Origin of the sequence: Aeromonas sp. OTU364 (genome assembly GCF_038440395.1) — a bacterium.
In the GTDB taxonomy this organism is placed as follows: Bacteria; Pseudomonadota; Gammaproteobacteria; order Enterobacterales; family Aeromonadaceae; genus Aeromonas.
Window position 1 is genome coordinate 54893 of sequence record NZ_JASATR010000018.1, and the last position, 20085, is coordinate 74977.

The 20085-nt window shown below is 61.9% G+C and carries 22 protein-coding genes; 11 read left to right on the plus strand and 11 right to left on the minus strand.

The window, feature by feature from the left end; translation table 11 throughout:
- Window positions 1–9 precede the first annotated feature (9 nt).
- The 3 genes from pxpA to pxpB are packed head-to-tail and all read right to left on the minus strand — an operon-like array spanning window position 10 to window position 2352.
- Window positions 10–753, minus strand: a complete 744-nt coding sequence (pxpA, locus tag AAHB08_RS16565; protein WP_342059540.1) for a 5-oxoprolinase subunit PxpA — start codon at window positions 751–753, stop codon at window positions 10–12.
- Window positions 737–1669 carry a 5-oxoprolinase subunit C family protein gene (locus AAHB08_RS16570; protein ID WP_342059541.1) on the minus strand — a complete coding sequence of 311 codons (933 nt, stop codon included), beginning with the start codon at window positions 1667–1669 and terminating at the stop codon, window positions 737–739. The genes pxpA and AAHB08_RS16570 overlap by 17 nt, the downstream gene beginning before the upstream one ends.
- Window positions 1663–2352: a 5-oxoprolinase subunit PxpB gene (gene pxpB, locus AAHB08_RS16575; RefSeq protein WP_342059542.1), complete on the minus strand. Its 690-nt coding sequence runs from the start codon at window positions 2350–2352 to the stop codon at window positions 1663–1665. Before pxpB ends, AAHB08_RS16570 begins: the two co-directional genes overlap by 7 nt.
- A gap of 138 nt (window positions 2353–2490) precedes the next feature.
- Between pxpB and AAHB08_RS16580 the strand changes: the two genes are divergently transcribed.
- Window positions 2491–3006 (plus strand): winged helix DNA-binding protein, encoded by a 516-nt coding sequence (locus tag AAHB08_RS16580; protein ID WP_202046709.1) that lies wholly within the window; start codon window positions 2491–2493, stop codon window positions 3004–3006.
- 67 nt (window positions 3007–3073) lie between these two features.
- On the opposite strand, the gene rluB is transcribed toward AAHB08_RS16580, so the two are convergent.
- The 5 genes from rluB to rnm all read right to left on the minus strand — a co-directional run bounded on the left by rluB (window position 3074) and on the right by rnm (window position 7221).
- Window positions 3074–3997 (minus strand): 23S rRNA pseudouridine(2605) synthase RluB, encoded by a 924-nt coding sequence (gene rluB, locus AAHB08_RS16585; RefSeq protein WP_139439557.1) that lies wholly within the window; start codon window positions 3995–3997, stop codon window positions 3074–3076.
- A 110-nt stretch (window positions 3998–4107) separates the two neighbouring features.
- Window positions 4108–4680 carry an SMC-Scp complex subunit ScpB gene (gene scpB / locus AAHB08_RS16590; protein ID WP_025327615.1) on the minus strand — a complete coding sequence of 191 codons (573 nt, stop codon included), beginning with the start codon at window positions 4678–4680 and terminating at the stop codon, window positions 4108–4110.
- 35 nt (window positions 4681–4715) lie between these two features.
- Entirely contained in the window at window positions 4716–5597 is an 882-nt protein-coding gene (locus AAHB08_RS16595) for a segregation and condensation protein A (protein WP_202046711.1), read from the minus strand.
- Entirely contained in the window at window positions 5590–6210 is a 621-nt protein-coding gene (locus AAHB08_RS16600) for an L-threonylcarbamoyladenylate synthase (protein ID WP_010673702.1), read from the minus strand. The genes AAHB08_RS16595 and AAHB08_RS16600 overlap by 8 nt, the downstream gene beginning before the upstream one ends.
- 129 nt (window positions 6211–6339) lie before the next feature.
- Window positions 6340–7221 (minus strand): RNase RNM, encoded by an 882-nt coding sequence (gene rnm / locus AAHB08_RS16605; RefSeq protein WP_005323476.1) that lies wholly within the window; start codon window positions 7219–7221, stop codon window positions 6340–6342.
- 421 nt (window positions 7222–7642) lie between these two features.
- Between rnm and AAHB08_RS16610 the strand changes: the two genes are divergently transcribed.
- From AAHB08_RS16610 to AAHB08_RS16655, 9 genes are all read left to right on the plus strand, one after another.
- Entirely contained in the window at window positions 7643–9280 is a 1638-nt protein-coding gene (locus AAHB08_RS16610; protein WP_342059543.1) for an anthranilate synthase component 1, read from the plus strand.
- Between the two features lie 80 nt (window positions 9281–9360).
- On the plus strand, window positions 9361–9960 hold the full coding sequence (locus tag AAHB08_RS16620; RefSeq protein WP_005323478.1) for an aminodeoxychorismate/anthranilate synthase component II: 600 nt from the start codon (window positions 9361–9363) through the stop codon (window positions 9958–9960).
- 9 nt (window positions 9961–9969) lie between these two features.
- Window positions 9970–10983, plus strand: coding sequence for an anthranilate phosphoribosyltransferase (trpD, locus tag AAHB08_RS16625; RefSeq protein ID WP_139439552.1), 1014 nt, complete (start codon window positions 9970–9972; stop codon window positions 10981–10983).
- A complete protein-coding gene (gene trpCF, locus AAHB08_RS16630; protein WP_342059544.1) occupies window positions 10980–12467 on the plus strand; it encodes a bifunctional indole-3-glycerol-phosphate synthase TrpC/phosphoribosylanthranilate isomerase TrpF in 1488 nt (495 codons plus the stop codon). Before trpD ends, trpCF begins: the two co-directional genes overlap by 4 nt.
- A gap of 96 nt (window positions 12468–12563) precedes the next feature.
- Window positions 12564–13757: a tryptophan synthase subunit beta gene (gene trpB, locus AAHB08_RS16635; protein ID WP_342059545.1), complete on the plus strand. Its 1194-nt coding sequence runs from the start codon at window positions 12564–12566 to the stop codon at window positions 13755–13757.
- The gene (gene trpA / locus AAHB08_RS16640) at window positions 13754–14560 is read left to right on the plus strand and encodes a tryptophan synthase subunit alpha (RefSeq protein WP_342059546.1); all 807 of its coding nucleotides are present in this window, start codon (window positions 13754–13756) and stop codon (window positions 14558–14560) included. Before trpB ends, trpA begins: the two co-directional genes overlap by 4 nt.
- A gap of 1118 nt (window positions 14561–15678) precedes the next feature.
- A complete protein-coding gene (locus AAHB08_RS16645; protein ID WP_342059547.1) occupies window positions 15679–16104 on the plus strand; it encodes a hypothetical protein in 426 nt (141 codons plus the stop codon).
- A 222-nt stretch (window positions 16105–16326) separates the two neighbouring features.
- Entirely contained in the window at window positions 16327–16962 is a 636-nt protein-coding gene (locus AAHB08_RS16650) for a hypothetical protein (protein WP_342059548.1), read from the plus strand.
- 115 nt (window positions 16963–17077) lie between these two features.
- Entirely contained in the window at window positions 17078–17824 is a 747-nt protein-coding gene (locus tag AAHB08_RS16655; RefSeq protein WP_342059549.1) for a hypothetical protein, read from the plus strand.
- On the opposite strand, the gene AAHB08_RS16660 is transcribed toward AAHB08_RS16655, so the two are convergent.
- Window positions 17781–18338, minus strand: coding sequence for a metal-dependent hydrolase (locus AAHB08_RS16660; RefSeq protein WP_342059550.1), 558 nt, complete (start codon window positions 18336–18338; stop codon window positions 17781–17783). The two genes, AAHB08_RS16655 and AAHB08_RS16660, sit on opposite strands and share 44 nt — an antisense overlap.
- Window positions 18339–18479: 141 nt before the next feature.
- Between AAHB08_RS16660 and AAHB08_RS16665 the strand changes: the two genes are divergently transcribed.
- Window positions 18480–18722 carry a DUF3297 family protein gene (locus AAHB08_RS16665; RefSeq protein ID WP_005332143.1) on the plus strand — a complete coding sequence of 81 codons (243 nt, stop codon included), beginning with the start codon at window positions 18480–18482 and terminating at the stop codon, window positions 18720–18722.
- Between the two features lie 278 nt (window positions 18723–19000).
- On the opposite strand, the gene AAHB08_RS16670 is transcribed toward AAHB08_RS16665, so the two are convergent.
- Window positions 19001–19435, minus strand: a complete 435-nt coding sequence (locus tag AAHB08_RS16670) for a DMT family transporter (RefSeq protein WP_342059551.1) — start codon at window positions 19433–19435, stop codon at window positions 19001–19003.
- Window positions 19436–19533: 98 nt separating this feature from the next.
- Window positions 19534–20022: a DMT family transporter gene (locus tag AAHB08_RS16675; protein WP_342059552.1), complete on the minus strand. Its 489-nt coding sequence runs from the start codon at window positions 20020–20022 to the stop codon at window positions 19534–19536.
- Between the last annotated feature and the right edge of the window lie 63 nt (window positions 20023–20085).

The following is a 20085-nucleotide window of genomic DNA, read 5'->3' on the forward strand; positions in this document are numbered from 1 at the left end:
TTGACCTCCTCAATGAGGTCTTATCGATATTCCGTTCGACATCAGGCCCTCGCGCAGGCGCTGGGCAAAGGCAACGGCATGGGCGCCATCCCCGTGCAGGCAGATGCTCTGAGGCAGCAACGACAGCAGGGTCCCCTCCAGGGTCTCCACCTCCCCCAGCCGCACCAGGCGCAGGGTCTGGCTCAGCGCCTTCGCCTCGTCGTCGATGACTGCGCCGGGCTGGCCCCGCGGTGCCAGGGAGCCATCGGCCAGATAGGCGCGATCGGCGAAGACCTCGGCTATGGGGGTCAGACCATGGCGCCGGGCGGCGGCGATCAGCTCGCTGCCCGCCAACCCCATCAGCTTGAGGCTGGGATCCAGACTGACGACGGCGCTGGCGATGGCATCGGCCAGGGCCCCATCCCGGGCTGCCTGGTTGTAGAGCGCACCATGGGGTTTGACATGAGCCAGCCGGCCCCCGGCCGCCTTGGCCAGCGCGGCCAGGGCCCCCACCTGATAGAGCACGTCGGCATAGACCTTCGCCGGCTCCCGCACCATGGGGGCCCGCCCGAAGTGTTCCCGATCCGGGAAGCTGGGGTGGGCGCCGATGGCGACGCCCCTGGCCAGCGCCAGCCGGACTGTCTCGCCCATCAGGAACGCATCCCCCGCGTGCCAGCCACAGGCGATGTTGGCCGAGCTGACACAGTCCAGCAGCGCGGCGTCCGAGTCATAGCCTTCGCCCACATCGGCGTTGAGATCAATGCATCTGTCCATAAGCCTTCCATTCGAAACGATTGAGGTAGAGCCGCCATTCACGGCGCGCCGCCAGGGCCTGCTCCCTGGTCTGGGAGACGAAGCGCAGCCGCTCCCCCGGACGAGCCTGAGCCAGCTTCCAGAGATCGGCCTCGATGACGCAGCCGATGCGCGGGTAGCCCCCGGTGGTCTGGGCATCGGCCAGCAGCACTATGGGTTGTCCACCAGGGGGCACCTGGATGACGCCGGGCAGGACCCCGTGGGAGGGCAGTTCCCTTCCACGGCTGCGGACCAGTTCGGGCCCATCGAGGCGAACCCCCATGCGGTTGCTGGCGGAATTGGGCCGCCAGTGCGCCTGCCAGAGCGCGTTCACGGCGGCCGCGTCAAACTCGTCGAATTCCGGGCCCGGCAAGACGCGCAGACACTGATCCGACGTCCGCAGCAGGGCGCCGATGGCGCCATCATGGTGCAGCGGCTCCCCCAGCGGCAGGCGATCGCCCGCCTGTAGGGCCCGGCCCTGATGGCCACCGAAGGCGGCCTGCAACTCGGTGGCACGCGACCCCATCACCAGGGGCTCGGCCACACCGCCATCCAGGGCAAGGTAGCTGCGCATGCCATGGCGGGGCGCGGGCAATAGCAGGCGCTGGCCGCGCCGTACCCGCCAGCGCCAGCCGTGCCAGACGGGCTCTCCGTCCAGGGTGGCGCCACAATCGGCCCCGGTCAGCGCCAACCAGCCGTCACGCAGGAAGCGAAACTCGGCCGCCCCCAGCACCAGTTCGATGGCCGCAGCACCGGCCGGATTGCCCACCAGTCGGTTCGCCAGGATCAGCGCCTCCCTGTCCAGGGCGCCCCCCAGAGCAATGCCGAGATGGCGAAAACCGGGGCGACCGAGATCCTGGACTGTACTCTGCAGTCCGGGGCGAACCACCTCTAGCATGGCGAGCCTCCCACTGGGACGAAACGCACCCGATCGCCGGGCAGCAGGTAGGAGGGCTCGTCACGGTTCGGGTCGAACAACACCAGATCCGTGCGCCCGATGAGTTGCCAGCCGCCGGGGCTGGCCGCCGGATAGATGCCGGTCTGGGCCCCGCCGATGCCGACGCTGCCGGCGGGTACCCGCAGCCGTGGCTCTCTGCGCCGTGGCACGGCCAGCGCCGGATCCAGACCACCCAGATAGGCGAAGCCGGGCTGGAAGCCGAGAAAGTAGACCCGGTAGTCGCCGCCACTGTGGCGCGCCACCAGCTCGGCCGGTGTCAGGCCGCAGCAACGGGCCGCCTCGTCCAGATCGGGTCCCCCCTCATTGCCGTAGTGCACCGGGATCTCCCGCTCGCGCGGGGTGAAGTCGAGCTCCTCCCCCTGCCGCCACAGCTCGGTCAACCGCCGCTCTAGGCGGGCCGAGGAGGTCACCTCGGGATCGAACACCAGGGTCAGGTTGTTCATCCCCGGCACTAACTCCTCCAACGCCGGCTCAGCCGACACCTGACCCTTACCTTCCTGCTGACGAAGTCGCTCCGCCAACCACCAGATCCGCCGCTGGCCGACAAACCCGGCCTCCGGCTCCGCCTCCAGCACCAGGGCCCGCTCTCCCAGCGGGTAGAGGCGACACTCACTCGATCCCATACAACCCCCGACAACAAAACACTCAATTAACATACAGCAAACATATCGATAAAACATCGATAATTTATCTACAATAAGTCATCATTGGGTATGCAAGCCGTGGCGCGTCCCAGGCATCTCATCAGGAAAGGAATCCCCATGAACAAGTCTCCCTCCATCGTCTCATCGGCCCATCTCGTCTCGGCCCAGGCCCCCGCCCTCTCCGAGCTGGAATTCGGCCTGACCGTGCTCAACAACTCGTTTCACCGCTGGGTCGTGCGTTGCATGGGGGCCGCCGGAGAGAAGGGGCTGACCGCGCTGGAGGTGCTGCTCATCCATCACATCAATCACCGGGATCGCCCCAAGCGGCTGGCCGATATCTGTTTCGTGCTGAACATAGAGGACACCCATGTCGCCACCTATGCCCTGAAGAAGCTGGTGACCTTGGGCTATGCGGCGCGCACCAAGGTGGGCAAGGAGGTGCATTTCAGCACCACCCCGGCCGGAGCCGCCCTGTGCCACCAGTACAGCGAGATCCGCGAGCAGTGTCTGATCCAGGTGATAGTGGAGAGCGGGCTGGCCGGGGCGAACGGCTCGACGGCGGAAATCGCGCAGCAACTGCGGCTGTTTGCCAGCCTCTATGATCAGGCGTCAAGGGCCGCCGCCTCCCTCTAGTTGCCCGAGCGCCCATAAAAAAAGCCCACCCCTCGCGGGGTAGGCTCTTGAGCGGCAGAGGCGGGAATTACTTGCTGCCGGTGCCCGAGTTGCGGGTCGAGGCTTGCGGCTTGCGGCGGGCCGTGGTGGCACGGGCGCGCGGCTCCTTGCCCTGCATCTCCTTGTGGCGCTTGACGGCGCGACGGATCTGGGCGGCCTGCTTGTGGCGGGTGCTCTTGCCATCCTGCTGCAGGTCGACCTTGGACTCGGTCTCGTTGGGCAGGTTGACCAGACCGCGCAGGTAGTTCACCTCGGGCAGTTTGAGCTCCTGCCAGCCACCGCGGGGGATGCCGCGATCCAGGGTGACGTCACCGTAGCGAATGCGCATCAGGCGGCTCACCTGCACTTCCTGGGATTCCCACAGGCGGCGCACTTCACGGTTGCGACCCTCGGTCAGGGTGACGTTGAACCACTGGTTCAGCCCTTCACCGCCGGCCGGCTTGATCTTGTTGAACTTGGCCATGCCGTCTTCCAGCTGGACGCCCTTGCGCAGGCGCTGCAGCATGGCTTCGGTGATCTCGCCAAAGACGCGCACCGCGTATTCCCGCTCCACTTCGTGGCTCGGGTGCATCAGCCGGTTGGCCAGCTCGCCGTCGGTTGTGAACAGCAGCAGGCCGGAGGTGTTGACGTCGAGGCGACCCACCGCAATCCAGCGGGCCCCGTCCATCTTGGGCAGACGATCAAACACGGTGGGACGACCTTCCGGATCGTGGCGGGTACACATCTCCCCTTCGGGCTTGTGGTACGCCAGCACGCGGCAGATCTGCTCCTCGGCCGCACGGGTCTTGACCTGGTGACCATCCACCCGGATCACGGCGTTCACTTCGACGCGATCCCCCAGCATGGCGACCTTGCCATCCACGCTGACCCGACCTGCGGTGATCAGGGCCTCCATCTCACGACGGGAGCCTTGACCCGCGCGGGCCAATACTTTTTGCAGTTTTTCACTCATCGGGTTTACCTGATTGTTGATCGCTGCCCGCTGACATAGCGGACAACATTGACTCCTGTGACGCGCCATCGGGCATCGTCACCACGTTCATTCTCAAGACGGCCTGCCGCTTATTGACCGTCGCTCCCCTCGCCCAGCATGACCGGCAAGGGGGAGTGCAGTTCGGGATCCAGCTCGGGGAGCTGCTCCAGACTCTGCAGATTGAAATAGTCCAGAAACTCTCGGGTGGTGGCGAGCAGCTCGGGGCGACCCACCACCTCCTTGTGACCTATGCTGCGCACCCAGCCGCGCTCTTTCAGGGTATTGATGATCTGGCTCGATACCGCCACCCCGCGGATGGCTTCTATCTCGGCCCGGGTGATGGGCTGACGATAGGCAATCAGCGTCAGGGTTTCCAACACGGCGCGCGAATATCGGGGCGCCCGTTCGCTCCACAGGCGCGACAGCTCCTCGGCGTACTCCTGGCGGGCCTGGAAGCGCCAGCCGGAGGCGACCTCCTTGAGCTCCACCCCTCGCTCGCTGTAGTCCTGCCTGAGCTCCGCCAGCAGCAGCTGCACATAGCGGCTGGTGACAGGGTAATCCGCCAGCACGCTGCTTTTCAGCTCGCTGACATTGAGCGGACGGCCGGCCACGAACAGCGCCGCTTCGATCAGGGTCTTCAGCCGTTCAGCCGGCAGCGCCATGACGCATCCCTCCCTGAGTCAGGGTCTTGAGTCGTTCAGTGGGCAGCGCCACGCTCGCTCTCCTCGTGCTGGCCAGCCAGGGCAAAGTGAATAGGCCCCAGGGGTTCGGCCTGCAGGATCCAGATCAGTTGCTCCTTGCACAGCTCCAGCAGGGCCAGGAAGGTCACCAATACCCCCATGCGCCCCTCCTCGGCCCGCAGCACCTGCTCCAGCCGCAGGGTCTGCCCCAGGGACAACATGGCGAGGATCTCCGCCATGCGCACCCGGGTCGGGATCTGCTCACGGCGGATCTGGTGATGTTCAAAATGAGTCGCGCGTTTTACCACACTTTGCATGTAAAGGGCGAGCTCAACCAGAGAAACATCGGGGGCCAGCGGCTTCAAGGCGCCAAAATCCGGTGGCAGGGCGCTGGCGATGAAGATCTCCCGCTCCAGCCTCGGCAAGGCGTTGACCCGCTCTGCGCCCAGCTTGAAGCGCTCGTACTCCTGCAGCCGGCGGATCAGGGTGACGCGGGGGTCTTCCCCCTCCTCCTCGTCCTCCAGCTCCGGCGCCTTGGGCAGCAGCAGGCGGGATTTTATCTCCGCGAGCCAGGCCGCCATCAGCAGGTATTCCGCCGCCAGCTCCAGATTGAGCCCCTGCATCAGCTCCACGTACTCCATGTACTGGGCGGTGATCTGCAGGATCGGCAGGTTCAGGATGTCGAGCTGCTGACGGCGGATGAGGTAGAGCAGCAGATCCAGCGGCCCCTCGAAGGTGTCGAGAAACACCTCGAGCGCATCGGGCGGAATAAACAAATCCTGGGGCAGCTCATGGTAGGGCTGCCCCAGTACTTTCGCGATGGGCGGGGGAAGCAGGGCCTCCCCCGTCGCACCCGGCGCGATCACCGCCTCGGGTACGGGCTCGGCAGTATCACTCAAACGGCGTCGGATCCCCGGCACCGCGACGGCGCAGCACGGGCTCGTCGTCGGAGAAGTCCACCACAGTGGTAGGCTGCTCACCCAGATAGCCGCCGTTGACCACCAGATCCAGCTGCTTGCCGAGCTTGTCGGCGATCTCTTCGGGGTCGAACTCCGCCATCTCGGAGCCCGGCAGGATCAGGGTGGTGGAGAGCAGCGGCTCACCGAGCGCCTCCAGCAATGCGAGCGCGATATTGTTGGCGGGCACCCGAATGCCGATGGTCTTCTTCTTCTCGTTCATGAGGCGACGTGGCACCTCCTTGGTGGCCTTGAAGATGAAGGTGTAGGGCCCTGGGGTGTTGTTCTTCACCAGCCGGAAGGCGGTGTTGTCCACCTTGGCGTAGGTGGAGATCTCCGAGAGATCCCGGCACACCAGGGTGAAGTCGTGGTTTGGCTCGATGCGGCGGATACGGCAGATGCGCTCCAGCGCATCCTTGTTGCCCATCTGGCAGCCCAGGGCGTAACCGGAGTCGGTGGGATAGACGATGACGCCGCCGTTTTGCAGGATCTGCACCGCCTGGCTGATGAGGCGAACCTGGGGGTTGTCCGGATGTACGTAAAAATGCTGACTCATATGCTCTTCTCGCGATAGGGGCACGCCGGGTGCCCGCTTCATGGTCAAGGGCCCCTTGGCCCATGACACTACCTTAACCTGTTTGGCACAGACTCGCCCGTACCAAAGATCCGTGTCCGCCCATTGTGCTCAGCGGCTGGCCAGCAGGCTGGCGTGCTGCTCCTGGCTGAGCCCGAAGTGATCGGGGTGGCCGAGCCAGAGCGGCATGCCCTCCTTGGGCAGCCACAGATGGCGGCCCAGCTCGGTCCAGTTGGAGGGGAAGTGAAAATCGGACCCCACCGAGATATAGAGATCGTGATCCTTGGCCCACTGACCGAGATTGGCCCGCTCCTGGGGGCTCTGCTGGGGCAGGGAGACCTCCATGGCATCGCCACCGGCCGCCTTGAAGGCCACCAGCAGCCGCTTGATCCACTTGGCGGTGAGGTCGTAACGACTGGGGTGGGCCAGCACCGCCAGCCCGCCCGCGGCATGAATAGCCGCGATGGCCTCTCCCATCTCGGGCCACTCGGCGGGCACATAGCCCTTGTTGCCCCGGCTCAGGTACTTCTTGAATACCTTTTGCATGTTGTCGGCCACCCCACGCGCCACCAGCACCCGGGCAAAATGGGCCCGGGTCACGGCGGCGTCACCGGCGAGCTGCTTGGCCTCTTCATAGGTGCCCGGGATGAGGCACTTCTCCAGACGGCGCCCTATTTCCTGAGCGCGCGCCTCGCGGCGGGCCCGCTGACCGGCCAGGAAGGTGACCAGCTGCGGATTTTTTTCATCCACCCCGAGCGCCACTATGTGGATCTCGTGGTGCTCCCACCCGGTGGAGATCTCGACCCCGCTCACCAGTCGCAGCGGCAACTGTTCGTTCTGGATCGTCTGACGGACTTCATCAAGCCCGTCAAGGGTGTCGTGGTCAGTGACCGCTAACACCTCCACCCCTTTCTCGGCGGCGCGGCGCACCAGATCGGCAGGGCTCAGCACGCCATCCGAGGCCGTGGTATGACAGTGAAGATCGAATCTCATCGGCTTGTTTCGCTCTCATCAGGGGGCCTGCTTGGGGAAAAGAAGGCAAAAAAGCGACTTGACTTGGCCGCGGCTTTATCGTTTTCTGTAGGCACTTCATTGCAAACATCTTTTTACAGGACGCTATCATGCAAACGACTTCCATCCTGACCATCTGGTGGTGGCACACTCCCTGACATGCGGGCGTGTGGTCGTTGCTGTACCTGTAATCTGACAGCAAATTAAGAACCCAAAGAAAAAGCCCGCTGACCCCAGCGGGCTTTTTTATTATCCGGCAAATGGACCTGTGATGAAACCGACAATTCAGACAAGTGCACTGACATGGCGATGGCGAACTCGCTGACGTGACGAAAACCCAATCCCAACTCGAGAGAAACGCCATGAACATCGGTTACACACAACACATGCAAGGGAAGGCATTATGACAGGCAACAAGACCCGGTTACCCCTGGGCGAATTCGACACCATCCGGCTCAATGCCCCTTATGTGACAGATCCCCTGGCGCTCTACACCCAGCTCTGCCAGCACAAGCCCAACAACCTGCTGCTGGAATCGGTGGAGATCGACTCCAAGGCCGGCACCCAGAGCCTGCTGCTGGTGGATGCCTGCATGCGCATCGAGTGCCGTGGCCGCACGGTGCTGGTCCGCGCCCTCACCAGCAACGGCGCCGCGCTGCAGCGCCTGCTCGAGCAGCGCCTTCCCGCCGTCATCACCCAGACCCGGGTGGCGGACGAGCTGCAGCTCGACTTCCCGGCCTCCGACCGCACCCTTGACGAAGACAGCCGCCTCAAGGGCAGCAGCGTGCTGGACGTGCTACGCACCCTGCAACGGGAGCTGCAATGCCCGCAGGGCAAAGAGGCCCTCTTCATGGGGGGCAGCTTTGCCTACGACCTCATCGCCTCCTTTGAAGACTTGCCCGAGGTGCCGGAAGGGAGCAACGACTGCCCCGACTACTGCTTCTATGTGGCCGAGACCCTGATCACCATAGATCACATCAAGCAGAGCACGGCCCTGCTGGCCTGCCTCTTTGGCGGCGAGCAGGACGAGCGCCAGCTCAATGAGCGTTACGCCCAGCTGACTGCGCGCCTCGAGGCCTTCAAGCAGGCCTGCCAGCAGCCGCAACCTGGGGCGCAGGGCGCCAAGCCACTCACCGGCAACCTCCAGATCGACAAGAGCGACAAGCAGTTCTGCGCCGAGGTGGAGAAGCTCAAGGGCTTCATCCGCCGTGGGGACATCTTCCAGGTGGTGCCGTCCCGCAGCTTCTCCCTCCCCTGCCCCGACCCGCTGGCCGCCTATCGCCGCCTCAAGCAGACCAACCCCAGCCCCTACATGTTCTATGTACAGGACGAGGGTTTCACCCTGTTTGGCGCCTCCCCGGAGAGCGCGGTCAAGTTCTGCGCCGCCAGCCGCCAGGTGGAGATGTACCCCATCGCCGGCACCCGCCGCCGCGGCCTGAACCCCGATGGCAGCATCAATCTGGATCTCGACGGTCGCATCGAGCTGGAACTTCGCCAGGACGAGAAAGAGGTGGCCGAGCACCTGATGCTGGTGGATCTGGGTCGCAACGACATCGCCCGCATCTCCGAGCCCGGCACCCGCTACGTGAAGGATCTGCTCAAAGTGGATCGCTACAGCCACGTGATGCACCTGGTCTCCCGGGTGGTGGGCACTCTTCGCTCGGATCTCGATGCCCTGCACGCCTATCAGGCCTGCATGAACATGGGCACCCTGACCGGCGCCCCCAAGCTGCGGGCCAGCGAGCTTATCCGCATGGTGGAAGGCAAGCGCCGCGGCAGCTACGGCGGCGCCGTGGGCTACCTCAACGGCGCGGGAGAGATGGACACCTGCATCGTCATCCGCTCCGCCTTCGTGAAAGCGGGCCTGGCCCATGTCCAGGCCGGTGCCGGCGTGGTCTATGACTCCAAGCCCCAAGCCGAAGCGGACGAGACCCGCGCCAAGGCGGCCGCCGTGCTGGCCGCCATCGCCGCCAGCCATGGCACCTCCCTGCAAGCCCTGAGCGCCCAGCAGGAGCAACATAAGGACGTGAGCCATGACTAACATCTTCCTGCTCGATAACTTCGATTCGTTTACCTACAACGCCTTGGCCGATCAGTTCCGCACTTCGAAGGAGCAGCCCCATGACTAACATCTTCCTGCTCGATAACTTCGACTCCTTTACCTACAACCTCGTGGACCAGTTCCGCACCCTCGGCTATCCGGTGCGCATCTACCGCAACAGCCTGCCGGCGAGCCGCATCATGCAGGAGATCGAAGCCTGTGACGGCGATGCCGTGCTGGTGCTCTCCCCGGGGCCGGGCGCCCCCCACGAGGCGGGCTGCCTCATCGATCTCATCAAGCTGGCCCGCGGCCGGGTGCCCATCCTCGGCATCTGCCTCGGTCATCAGGCCCTGTGCGAAGCCTACGGCGGCACAGTCGGGGCGGCCGGGGAAATCGTCCACGGCAAGCGCTCGCTGATTGAGCACAACGGTCACGGCGCCTTCGCGGGGCTCCCGAGCCCGCTGCCGGTGGCCCGCTACCACTCCCTGGTGGCGACCTATGTGCCGGAGGAGTTGCAGGTGATTGCCCACTATCAGGGCATGCCCATGGCCATAGAGCAACGGGACGAGCGGGTGCTGGGCTTCCAGTTCCACCCGGAATCCATCATGACCTCGGAAGGGGCCCGCCTGCTGACCCAGGCCCTCGCCCACATCACCCGTCCAGAAAGCCACGTGCGGTAAGGAGACCCCATGCATCAACATCTCAACACCCTCTATCAGGGGCAGTCTCTCACCCGCGACGCCGCTCGCGACGCCTTCGGCCAGGTGGTCCGTGGCGAAGTGGATCCCATCGTGCTGGCGAGCCTGCTCACCGCCCTCAAGCTCAAGGGGGAGACCCCGGAGGAGATCGCCGGCGCCGCCGAGGCCCTGCTGGCGGAGGCCCGCCCCTTCCCGCGCCCGGACTATGCGTTCTGCGACATCGTCGGCACAGGTGGCGACGGCCTCAATACCATCAACGTCTCCACCACCTCGGCCCTGGTGGCCGCCGCCTGCGGCCTGAAAGTCGCCAAGCACGGCAACCGCTCCGTCTCGAGCAAGTCCGGTTCGAGCGATCTGCTGGACAAGATGGGGATCAAGCTCGACATGAGCCCGGCCCAGGCGCGCCGCTGTCTGGACGAGCTCGGCATCTGCTTCCTGTTCGCCCCCCAGTACCACGCCGGGGTGCGCCACGCCATGCCGGTGCGCCAGGCCTTGAAAACCAGGACGCTATTTAACGTCCTGGGGCCGCTCATCAACCCCGCCCGCCCCAGCTACCAGCTGATGGGGGTCTATGCTCCCGAGCTGGTGCGCCCCATCGCTGAAACCCTGCTGGCACTGGGGCTGAAAACCGGTATGGTGGTACACGGCGCCGGGCTGGACGAAGTGGCCATTCACGGTCCGACCCAGGTGGCCGAGATCCGTGACGGCGAAATTCGCGAATACCTGCTCACCCCGGCAGACTTTGGCCTCGAGACCTACCCGGTCAGCGCCATTCAAGGGGGGGAGCCGGAAGAGAACCGCGCCATCACGGACGCCATACTGGCAGGGGAAGGCACTGCGGCCCACAACGCCGCCATCGCCGCCAACGTGGCGCCGCTGCTGGTGATGGCGGGCAAGGCCCCGGACTTCAAGCAGGCGGCCGCGCAGGTGCTGGCCAAGCTTGCAAGCGGTGAAACCCGCCTGCTCGCCCAGGCCCTCGCCACCCTGAGCCATCAGGAGGCATGATGTCAGTCAGTACTCACGGCAGCCAACAAGGCAGTACCACTCTTAGCAAGGATATCGAGATGCTCGACCCCCTCTCCTCCCCCGATGCCTTCCTGAATCGGGCGTCCATCAACCAGACCATTCTCGGCAAAATCGTGGCCGCCAAGCAGGAGTGGGTCGCGGCCCGCAAGCTGGCCCAGCCCCTGGAGAGCTTCCAGGGCGCCCTGGTGCCAAGCGATCGGGACTTCGAGGGCGACCTGCGTGCAGGCTCCACCCGCTTCATTCTCGAATGCAAGAAGGCTTCCCCCTCCAAGGGCTTGATCCGCGACGACTTCAGCCCGGAGGCCATCGCCGACATCTATGGCAACTACGCCACCGCCATCTCTGTGCTGACGGACGAGCAGTTCTTCCAGGGGGATTTTGCCTTCCTGCCCAGGGTGCGCGGCCGGGTCAAGCAGCCGGTGCTGTGCAAGGACTTCATGATTGACCCCTATCAGGTCTATCTGGCCCGCCACTATCAGGCGGACGCCATCCTGTTGATGCTCTCCGTGCTCACCGACGAGGGCTATCGCGCCCTGTTCAAGGTGGCGAAAGAGTTAGGTCTAGGGGTGCTCACCGAGGTGAGCAATGCAGAGGAGCGGGATCGCGCCGTCGCCCTCGGCGCCCCCGTGATTGGCATCAATAACCGGGATCTGCGGGATTTGAGCGTGGATCTCGCCCGCACCCAACAGCTGGCGGCCGAGATCCCCGCCGATCGGGTGGTCATCAGCGAGTCCGGCATCAACCACCGCGCCCAGGTGGCGGAGCTGCGCGCCCATGCCAAGGGTTTCCTGGTGGGCTCCTCCCTGATGAGCGAGCCGGATCTGGAGGCGGCGGTGCGCAAGCTGGTGCTCGGCCAGAACAAGGTGTGCGGCCTCACCCGCCCCGAGGATGCCGCCGCCGCCCATCAGGCGGGTGCCGTGTTCGGCGGCCTTATCTTCGTCGCCAAGAGCCCGCGCTACGTGGACATTCCCGCCGCCCGCGCCGTGATGGCGGGTGCGCCGCTCTCTTATGTGGGGGTGTTTCGCAATGCCCAGCCCCAGACCATCGCCAAGACGGTAGAGGCCCTGAACCTCGCCGCCGTGCAACTGCACGGGGACGAGGACGCCGCCTATATCGAGACCCTGCGCCCGCTGCTGCCAGCAGGCTGCCAGATCTGGAAAGCGGTCGGCATCACAAGCGGCGAGCCCCTGCCCTCCCTCGACTACCCGGCGGATCGCCTGCTGCTGGATACCAAAGTGGGCAGCCAGAGCGGTGGCACCGGCCAGGCATTCGACTGGGGCCTGCTGGGAAGTCTCGATAAAGCCGGGCTGATGCTGGCGGGGGGGCTCAATCCCGACAACGCCCTGCAGGCGGCCCGGGTGGGCTGCGTGGGCCTTGATTTCAACTCCGGGGTGGAGAGTGCCCCGGGCCAGAAGGATGCACACAAGCTGGCGGCGACCTTTGGCGCCCTGCGCCAACTGTAAGAGTGCCCTGCGCCAACGGTAAGCGTGCCCTGTGCGCCCTCTGATGCGACACCCAATTGACGTTTCGATTTCGCTTTTAGCTACAAGGAATAATGTATGACCCTGCTCAATCCGTTTTTCGGTGAATTTGGTGGCATGTATGTGCCCCAGATCCTCATCCCCGCCCTGCTCCAGCTGGAGAAGGCCTTCGTCGATGCCAAGGATGACCCTGCCTTCGTCGCCGAGTTCCAGTCCCTGCTGACCGAGTATGCCGGTCGCCCGACCCCGCTCACCCTGACCCGCAATCTGACCAAGGGCACCAAGACCCGGCTCTACCTCAAGCGTGAAGATCTGCTGCACGGCGGCGCCCACAAGACCAACCAGGTGCTGGGCCAGGCCCTGCTCGCCAAGCGCATGGGCAAGAGCGAGATCATCGCCGAGACCGGCGCCGGTCAGCACGGGGTCGCCACTGCACTGGCCTGCGCCCTGCTCGGCCTCAAGTGCCGGGTCTACATGGGGGCCAAGGATTGCGAGCGCCAGAAGCCGAACGTGTTTCGCATGAAGTTGATGGGGGCCACCGTCATTCCGGTGCACTCCGGCTCCAGCACCCTGAAAGATGCCTGCAACGAGGCGCTGCGCGACTGGGCCGCCAACTATGAATCGGCCCACTACCTGCTCGGCACCGCCGCCGGCCCCCACCCCTTCCCCACAATAGTGCGGGAGTTCCAGAAGATGATCGGGGAAGAGGCCAAGGCCCAGTGCTTCGAGAAGGAAGAGCGCCTGCCCGACGCGGTGATCGCCTGCGTCGGCGGCGGCTCCAACGCCATCGGCATGTTTGCCGACTTTATTGATGAGCCGTCGGTGCGCCTTATCGGCGTCGAGCCCGGTGGTCACGGCATCGAAAGCGGCGAGCACGGCGCGCCGCTGGGTCACGGCAGCAAGGGGGTCTTCTTTGGCATGCACTCCTACCTGATGCAGGACACTCAGGGCCAGATCCAGGAGTCCTACTCCGTCTCGGCGGGTCTGGACTTCCCCTCCGTCGGCCCCCAGCACGCCCACCTGGCCGCCATCGGCCGTGCCGAGTACCCCTCGGTGACCGACAAGGAGGCGCTGGACGCCTTCCAGGAGCTGGCCAAATCCGAAGGCATCATACCGGCGCTGGAGTCCTCCCACGCCCTGGCCCACGCCCTCAAGATGGCCCGCAGTGAACCGGAGAAAGAGCAGGTGCTCATCGTCAACCTCTCCGGCCGTGGCGACAAAGACATCTTCACCGTTGCCGACATTTTCGAGAAAGAAGGAACCTTGTCATGAATCGCTACGCACAACTCTTCTCCCGTCTGGACAAGGCCAATCAGGGCGCCTTTGTGCCGTTCGTGATGCTGGGTGACCCCACCCCCGAATTGTCCCTGGCCATCGTCGATGCCCTGGTCGAGGGGGGCGCCGACGCCCTCGAGCTCGGCATTCCCTTCTCCGATCCGGTGGCGGACGGCCCCACCATTCAGGGTGCCGCCCTGCGTGCCTTTGCCAGCCACACCACCCCGGACGACTGCTTCACCCTGCTCGCCCGCATCCGCGCCAAGTACCCGGAACTCCCCATTGGCCTGCTGGTCTACGCCAACCTGGTCTATGTGCGCCACATCGACGGCTTCTACGAGAAGTGCCAGCAGGCGGGGGTGGACTCCGTGCTGGTGGCCGACGTGCCGGTGCAGATGTGCGAGCCCTACAAGGCGGCGGCCGACAAGTTCGGCATCGACAGCATCTTTATCGCCCCGCCCAACGGTGACACCGAGACCCTGAAAGCCGTGGCCGAGCTCGGCAGCGGTTACACCTACCTGGTGAGCCGCGCCGGCGTGACCGGCGCCGAGACCAAGGCCGGCATGCCGGTGGATGGCCTGATCAACACCTTGCGCGAGTTCAATGCTCCCCCCGCCCTGCTCGGCTTTGGCATCAGCGAACCGGCCCAGGTGCGTGAAGCGATCGCCGCTGGCGCCGCCGGTGCCATCTCCGGCTCCGCCGTGGTGAAGATCATCGAGACCCACCACAAGAACCCGGAACATATGCTCACTCGCCTGAAGGAGTTTGTGGAAGGGATGAAGGCTGCGACCAATCGATAGGGAATGGCATTAGCCAAATGCCATTGGCCGTGTCTACAGAAAAGGGAGCCTGATAGGCTCCCTTTCTATTTCCTGCTTATTGCCGCTCCCAGCGTCTTTATCCCCTCTCCCCTTGGGAGAGGGTCAGGGTGAGGGAACCCATAATCCCCCGGCGTTATCGAATCGTAGGTTCGAATAGCGCAGCGTATTCGGACATTCGCGATCCAGGCGGAGTTAATCCGAACTCCCGAGCCAGCGGTGAGGCGTTTGATGCGGCTGCGCCGCATGGGACGCGAGGACTCCGTCCTCGACGGGGTTTCGCCCGCCCTTCGGGCTGAGGCTAGTGACTTTGGAAAGACCCAAAGTCACCAAAAGTCTTCTCCCCCGCCAAGCCGCCCGCCTACGGCGGATTCCCTCATCTCGCTCTCTGGGTCGGACGGAACGCCGCAGATGGTACATCCATGTACCAACTGCGGCTGCGCCGTCATCCCTGACGGCGCTCCTGACCCATTGAGCTCGACTCGGCAGCTTGGAGGGGGATCAAAACCGTGCCCGCCTGAGGCTACCGTGCAACAGTGAACAAGCACCCTCTCCCTCTGGGAGAGGGCTGGGGTGAGGGGAATTTCCGCACTCTCTCTACTAACCCAACAACCCATTTAAAGCAGCTGTTTATCACTAATTGGTTGAACCCGCTCAGATTTCTATCAACCACCCCTTCCCATGCCTCGTTCAGGGCCCTTAAGATAGCCAAACGACGATCCATCTTGTGGGAGAGCATCATAGGAATGATTGCTGACATAACACAGGTTAAAAGCAGCAGACTGGGGACTGTAACTCAGGGGCGGTAGCGTTTCCGAAGATAAATATTTCTAGGGAATTTTAATAACTATCTTCCTAGCTAGCATTTATTTTAGTAGAAGAAGGTAAACGCCAACTAAACAATGAAAGAAGTCATGAGAAAACTGCCTAATAGGAAATTACATGCACAGTGAACTTATAGAAACACACTGTTCAAAACCACCTCATACCAAGCAATTAATCAAATAACAAAACAATCATTTAATTATGTTCACTTTAGATGTAAACACCCCTTAGAATCAAATTAATACTTATATCACAATAGTACTGCAGGAGAATTTATGGCAGCTAGTGAAGATGTATATCGTGAGGCACAAGTAAGACTACACAGGATTTTAGGTAGTTACTTGTCTATGCAGGCATGGAAACTTGGTGCCGATAGTTTAGTTATCCAAAGAGAGGAGCTTTTAAATTTCCTAAAATTAACTAGAATGAAAAACGTTAGGGTTGATTGGATAAAAGAAGACCTAAAACATCTATTCAAATATACCCAGACAACTTTCTACTTAAAATCAGGGAATTATGCAGAGCTTTATTTGTCAAGAAAGGAATTCCCTAAAAACATCTGCAGTGATTACATGGAAACTAAACAGCGGATTGAAAAGTTTAAAGAGTATGGACTAATACTTGTTGATGTTCATTTACCTACCGAAGGAGAACTAATCAGTAAAATGGCTTTGATAATGTCTGGAATAGAGAAAGCTTAGCTTACTATGCCATTCAATATCTTTGTGATTCGTTAAAAAATTAGGACACCCATCTTTCTGAGCAAGATGTTGTATCGACAGAACACAAGAGATGGGAGTCCAAATTTTGTTGTTCGCGGCTTGGGTGTTAGCATGTTTTAAAATTGTACGACTGCACATAACAAGGGGCAACAACCGAGCTTCGGCAATTGTGCCAGACGTTATGCACTAAAGGAGTGCAGTATGCGGTATCAGGTGATTAGACGTGATCTGACTGAAACTACCAGAAAGTGTGACTTCTGCCCACAGTATTTAACCTCTCTGAAAGCTTATGTCTTAGAACATTTAGAGACAGGAGAGTTGTCATACGCAGGGCCAACCTGCGCAAAGAATAATGCTGGGGAAGGTTCGTTATCCGGGATTCCAGACTTAACCAAATTTACTTTCCCAAAAAATGATCGAGAAGGCGGTGGTTATGGTGGCGGAGGGGGTGTACTTGCGGACAATCCAGAGAAAAGAGCGATTGAGTACTTAATGCTAAGAGAATCGAAGCTTGTTGGCGAACTCAAATGTTCATACTCAGTGTTGAAAAAATACTATGAAAAACACAATAGTCAGCGACTTTCGGAAGCTGATATTCGCCATATAAATAATATTGCAGCTAAAGCCCCCGAAAACCTCCGTCCAGAAACGCTGCAAAAAATATACAACTATTTATTTTGGATTGATGTGGCTATAGCAAAATTGCCGGAAGAGAAAACTGAGTTCCTGGCTGGTGTCAGAAGCACTATTGTTTCGAAAGGTAAAATTTCAGAAAAACAAACCGCATCTATAAATAAGTGGCTTGAAAATATTGACGGCGTACCACAGTTAAAATAGCGCATGACAGGTTGCCGTAAAATCAGGACACCCACCTTTCTGAACAAGATGCTACAAAGCCAGCACAAAAAAGGGGGGCGTCCCAGTTTCTTTACATTTATCTATTAGGCAAATAATGATTGTATACCTGCTTTTACTACTTCTATTTTCAACCCATACCCTGGCACTTGATCCCGTATCAGTTGCAATTTCACCTGATCAGAACCATACCGTTTCACTAGCCAAGCAGGCGCAGCTGAGCCAGCAAGAAAAAAAGATAACTCTAAGCTGCGCCAATCAAATGCTCACTTTTGAGCAGGATGGTATGGGGGATATCAAAAGTACCGTGCAACGCTACGACTATCCACACTTTAGTCTGCTGACACTCCCGGTGAGCTCGGGTTATGGCGGGGTAAATATATTCTACCGTCTGGTGAGACTGGTTGGCAGCGATTGCTCGCTCGCGACCGATAATGAAATTGCCAATCCAGAACTGATGTCAGACAAGATTGAGAGTTCGATGAAATCTGGCCCCAGATATATTGATCGTACCTATCAGCTCAACGCTGACGGTGAGATGACGCTTGTCAGCGAGCGGGAGAATTACGCCAATTTCTGTATCGAAACTCTACATCCGGCCGAGATTGCCGCTATCGACTGCAATAGCAAAACACCGGATATCTACCTGACAGTCGGTGTGCCACGAGCCTCTTTTTATGCCAGCGCCGAGAGCGAGAACCCACGAAAGAGTTACCTCATCAAGGGTGATCGGGTACACCTACTTGATTTCAGTTTTCCGTATGCCCGCTACAAAGTGGCGTTTCACGGCAAGAGGGTCACTACCGGCTGGATTGCTGCTGCGGATATCGATTTACCACAATGAGTCGCAACAAAATCAATCCCGACATCAAGGCTACCCCCGGCAGCCAGACCCAGTAGAGCTCGGAGAGGATCACCGCCTCACCTCGGGCGGTGAGATAGGCTTCCAGCTTGAAGGGGGCAACCCGGATCACCTGCCAGGGGGCGAAGAAGCGTTCGTCACGCCATGGCCAGAGCCAGCCAACCCCCTTGCCGCCGGTGGTGAGGGAATCGAGCAGGCTGTGGGAGAGCAAAGAGACCAGCAGAAACAACCAGACGGTGGCGACGCTCGCCCGAAATTGGCGGTGAAACAGCATGGCCAGTGTGGGCAGGGCAAAGGCGAACAGCAGGGAGTGGGTAAAGCCGCGGTGGCCAAAGACATGGCCGTAGGCGACCCCCAGTTTAAAGGCGAGCACATCGGCATCGGGCAGCATGGCGATGGCAACCCCCGCCAGCAGCAGGCGCGGCGGGATGATCCGGCTGCCAAGCCCGAGCCCAAGGCAGAGGGGTACGGCGGCGTGGGTGACTATGGTGGGCATAGGGTGAAGCTCCAACTGAAAACGTTGGCCTACCTTATTCCCGCTCGGTGAAGTGAAGGTGAAGTTGCGGGTCGCCAGCCTTGAGCCCATGGCGGGCATTGCCTACAATGACCCACTTTTTATCAAACTCAGGTCTATAAAATGAGCGACAACAAACCTGCACTGCCCGACCGCCTGGCGGCCAACCCGCGCAGCCCGCACCATGTGGCAGAGTGCTTCCAGCACGAGATCGGCATTCGCGTGAACGGCAAGGAGCGCACCAATGTCGAGGAGTACTGCATCAGCGAAGGCTGGGTGAAGATCCCCTCCCCCAAGGCCAAGGATCGCTACGGCAATGCCATGCTGATCACCGTCAAGGGCACTGTCGAGGCCTTCTACGCCTAAGCTGCGTATGGCCGCGACGCCCCGAGCAGGGGTGCGACCCTGTGATCCCAGAACACCGGCCAAGCGCCGGTGTTCTGCTTTTTGGGCCGGCCCTGGCTTATAGGCGGGCTCTCTTTCTTTGTTCTCCTTTGCCTTCCTTTTTCTTCCTTTCCCTCCCTCTCTTTCGCCTTTTCCCTTTCGCCTAGGCCCTGATCCGGTTGGCGAGCAGCCTTTTGCATCCAGACAAGGGTGGCGCTCTTGTCATCCCTGCCGGTTTACCCAGGCCATCGCCGCACCGCTCATCCTCGGGAGCGCGGCTTGCCGGCCTGCCAGCGTTGCAGCGCGGCGCCCGCCAGCACCAGCAGGATGCCGAGCAGATCGCTCGCTGCCAGCCGTCCGGCCAGGGCATCGAGCAGGGCGCCCCCCGCCAGCTGGCCCGTGACGATGAGCAGGGCGCAGGCCAGGGCGCCGACCCGGCCTATGGCCCAGCTGCTGATGGCGACGAACAGCGCCCCCAGCACGCCGCCGAGCAGCAGCCAGGGGTCGAGCCCGGCGAGCCGCTCCCAGGGCGCCCCCTTGAGGATGAGCAGGGCGCCGAGCAACCCGAAGCCGAGCAGGTGGTTGGCAAGGGAAGCCGTCATGGTGCCCCGGGCGCTGGCGAGGCGGCCATTGAGGGTGCGCGACAGGCTCACCGCCACGCCGTTCAGCAGTCCCAGCAGGATCAATATGGTCATGGTGTTTCTCCTAACGCAGCACGATAAACAGGGCGCCAGCCAGCACCAGCAATGCGGCGAGCAGTCCCAGCAGGATCAATAGGGTCATGGTGTTTCTCCTAGCAGAGCACGATAAACAGGGCGCCGGCCAGCACCAGCAAGGCGGCGAGCGCGTCCTTCCCCGAGGGGCGGCGGCGGGCCAGCCCGAGCCAGCCGAGGCCATCGCACAGGGCACCAAACAGCAGCTGACCGAGCAGCAGCAGGGCCAGGGTGCCCGCCATGCCGAGGGGGGAGTTGAGGCACAGGGCCGCCAGCACCACGGTAAGCGCCCCCGGCAGACCGCCGAGCCAGGCCCAGGGCGGGGCCGCCTCCGGCGTCGGGGGCCTTGGGGAGAGCCACCACAGGAGCCCGGCCACCAGGCTGCCGACCCCATGGGCCAGCCAGCTCGCGAGCCAGGGGTCGGTGGCGTGGGCCAGGGCGCCGTTCTGGGCGATCATCAGCGCCAGCAGCAGGCCAGCAACGAAGGCGGCCAGGGCGCCTATGCTCTGGCCGAGTGTCTGGCCGAGGGCGGGGCGGTCGGGGCCGCGGTCAACAAGAGGGGGGATCATGGGGTTGCTCCTTGGTTGAACTGACGAGCAGGGTAAATTGTTTTTGATTTGGGGATAATCCAC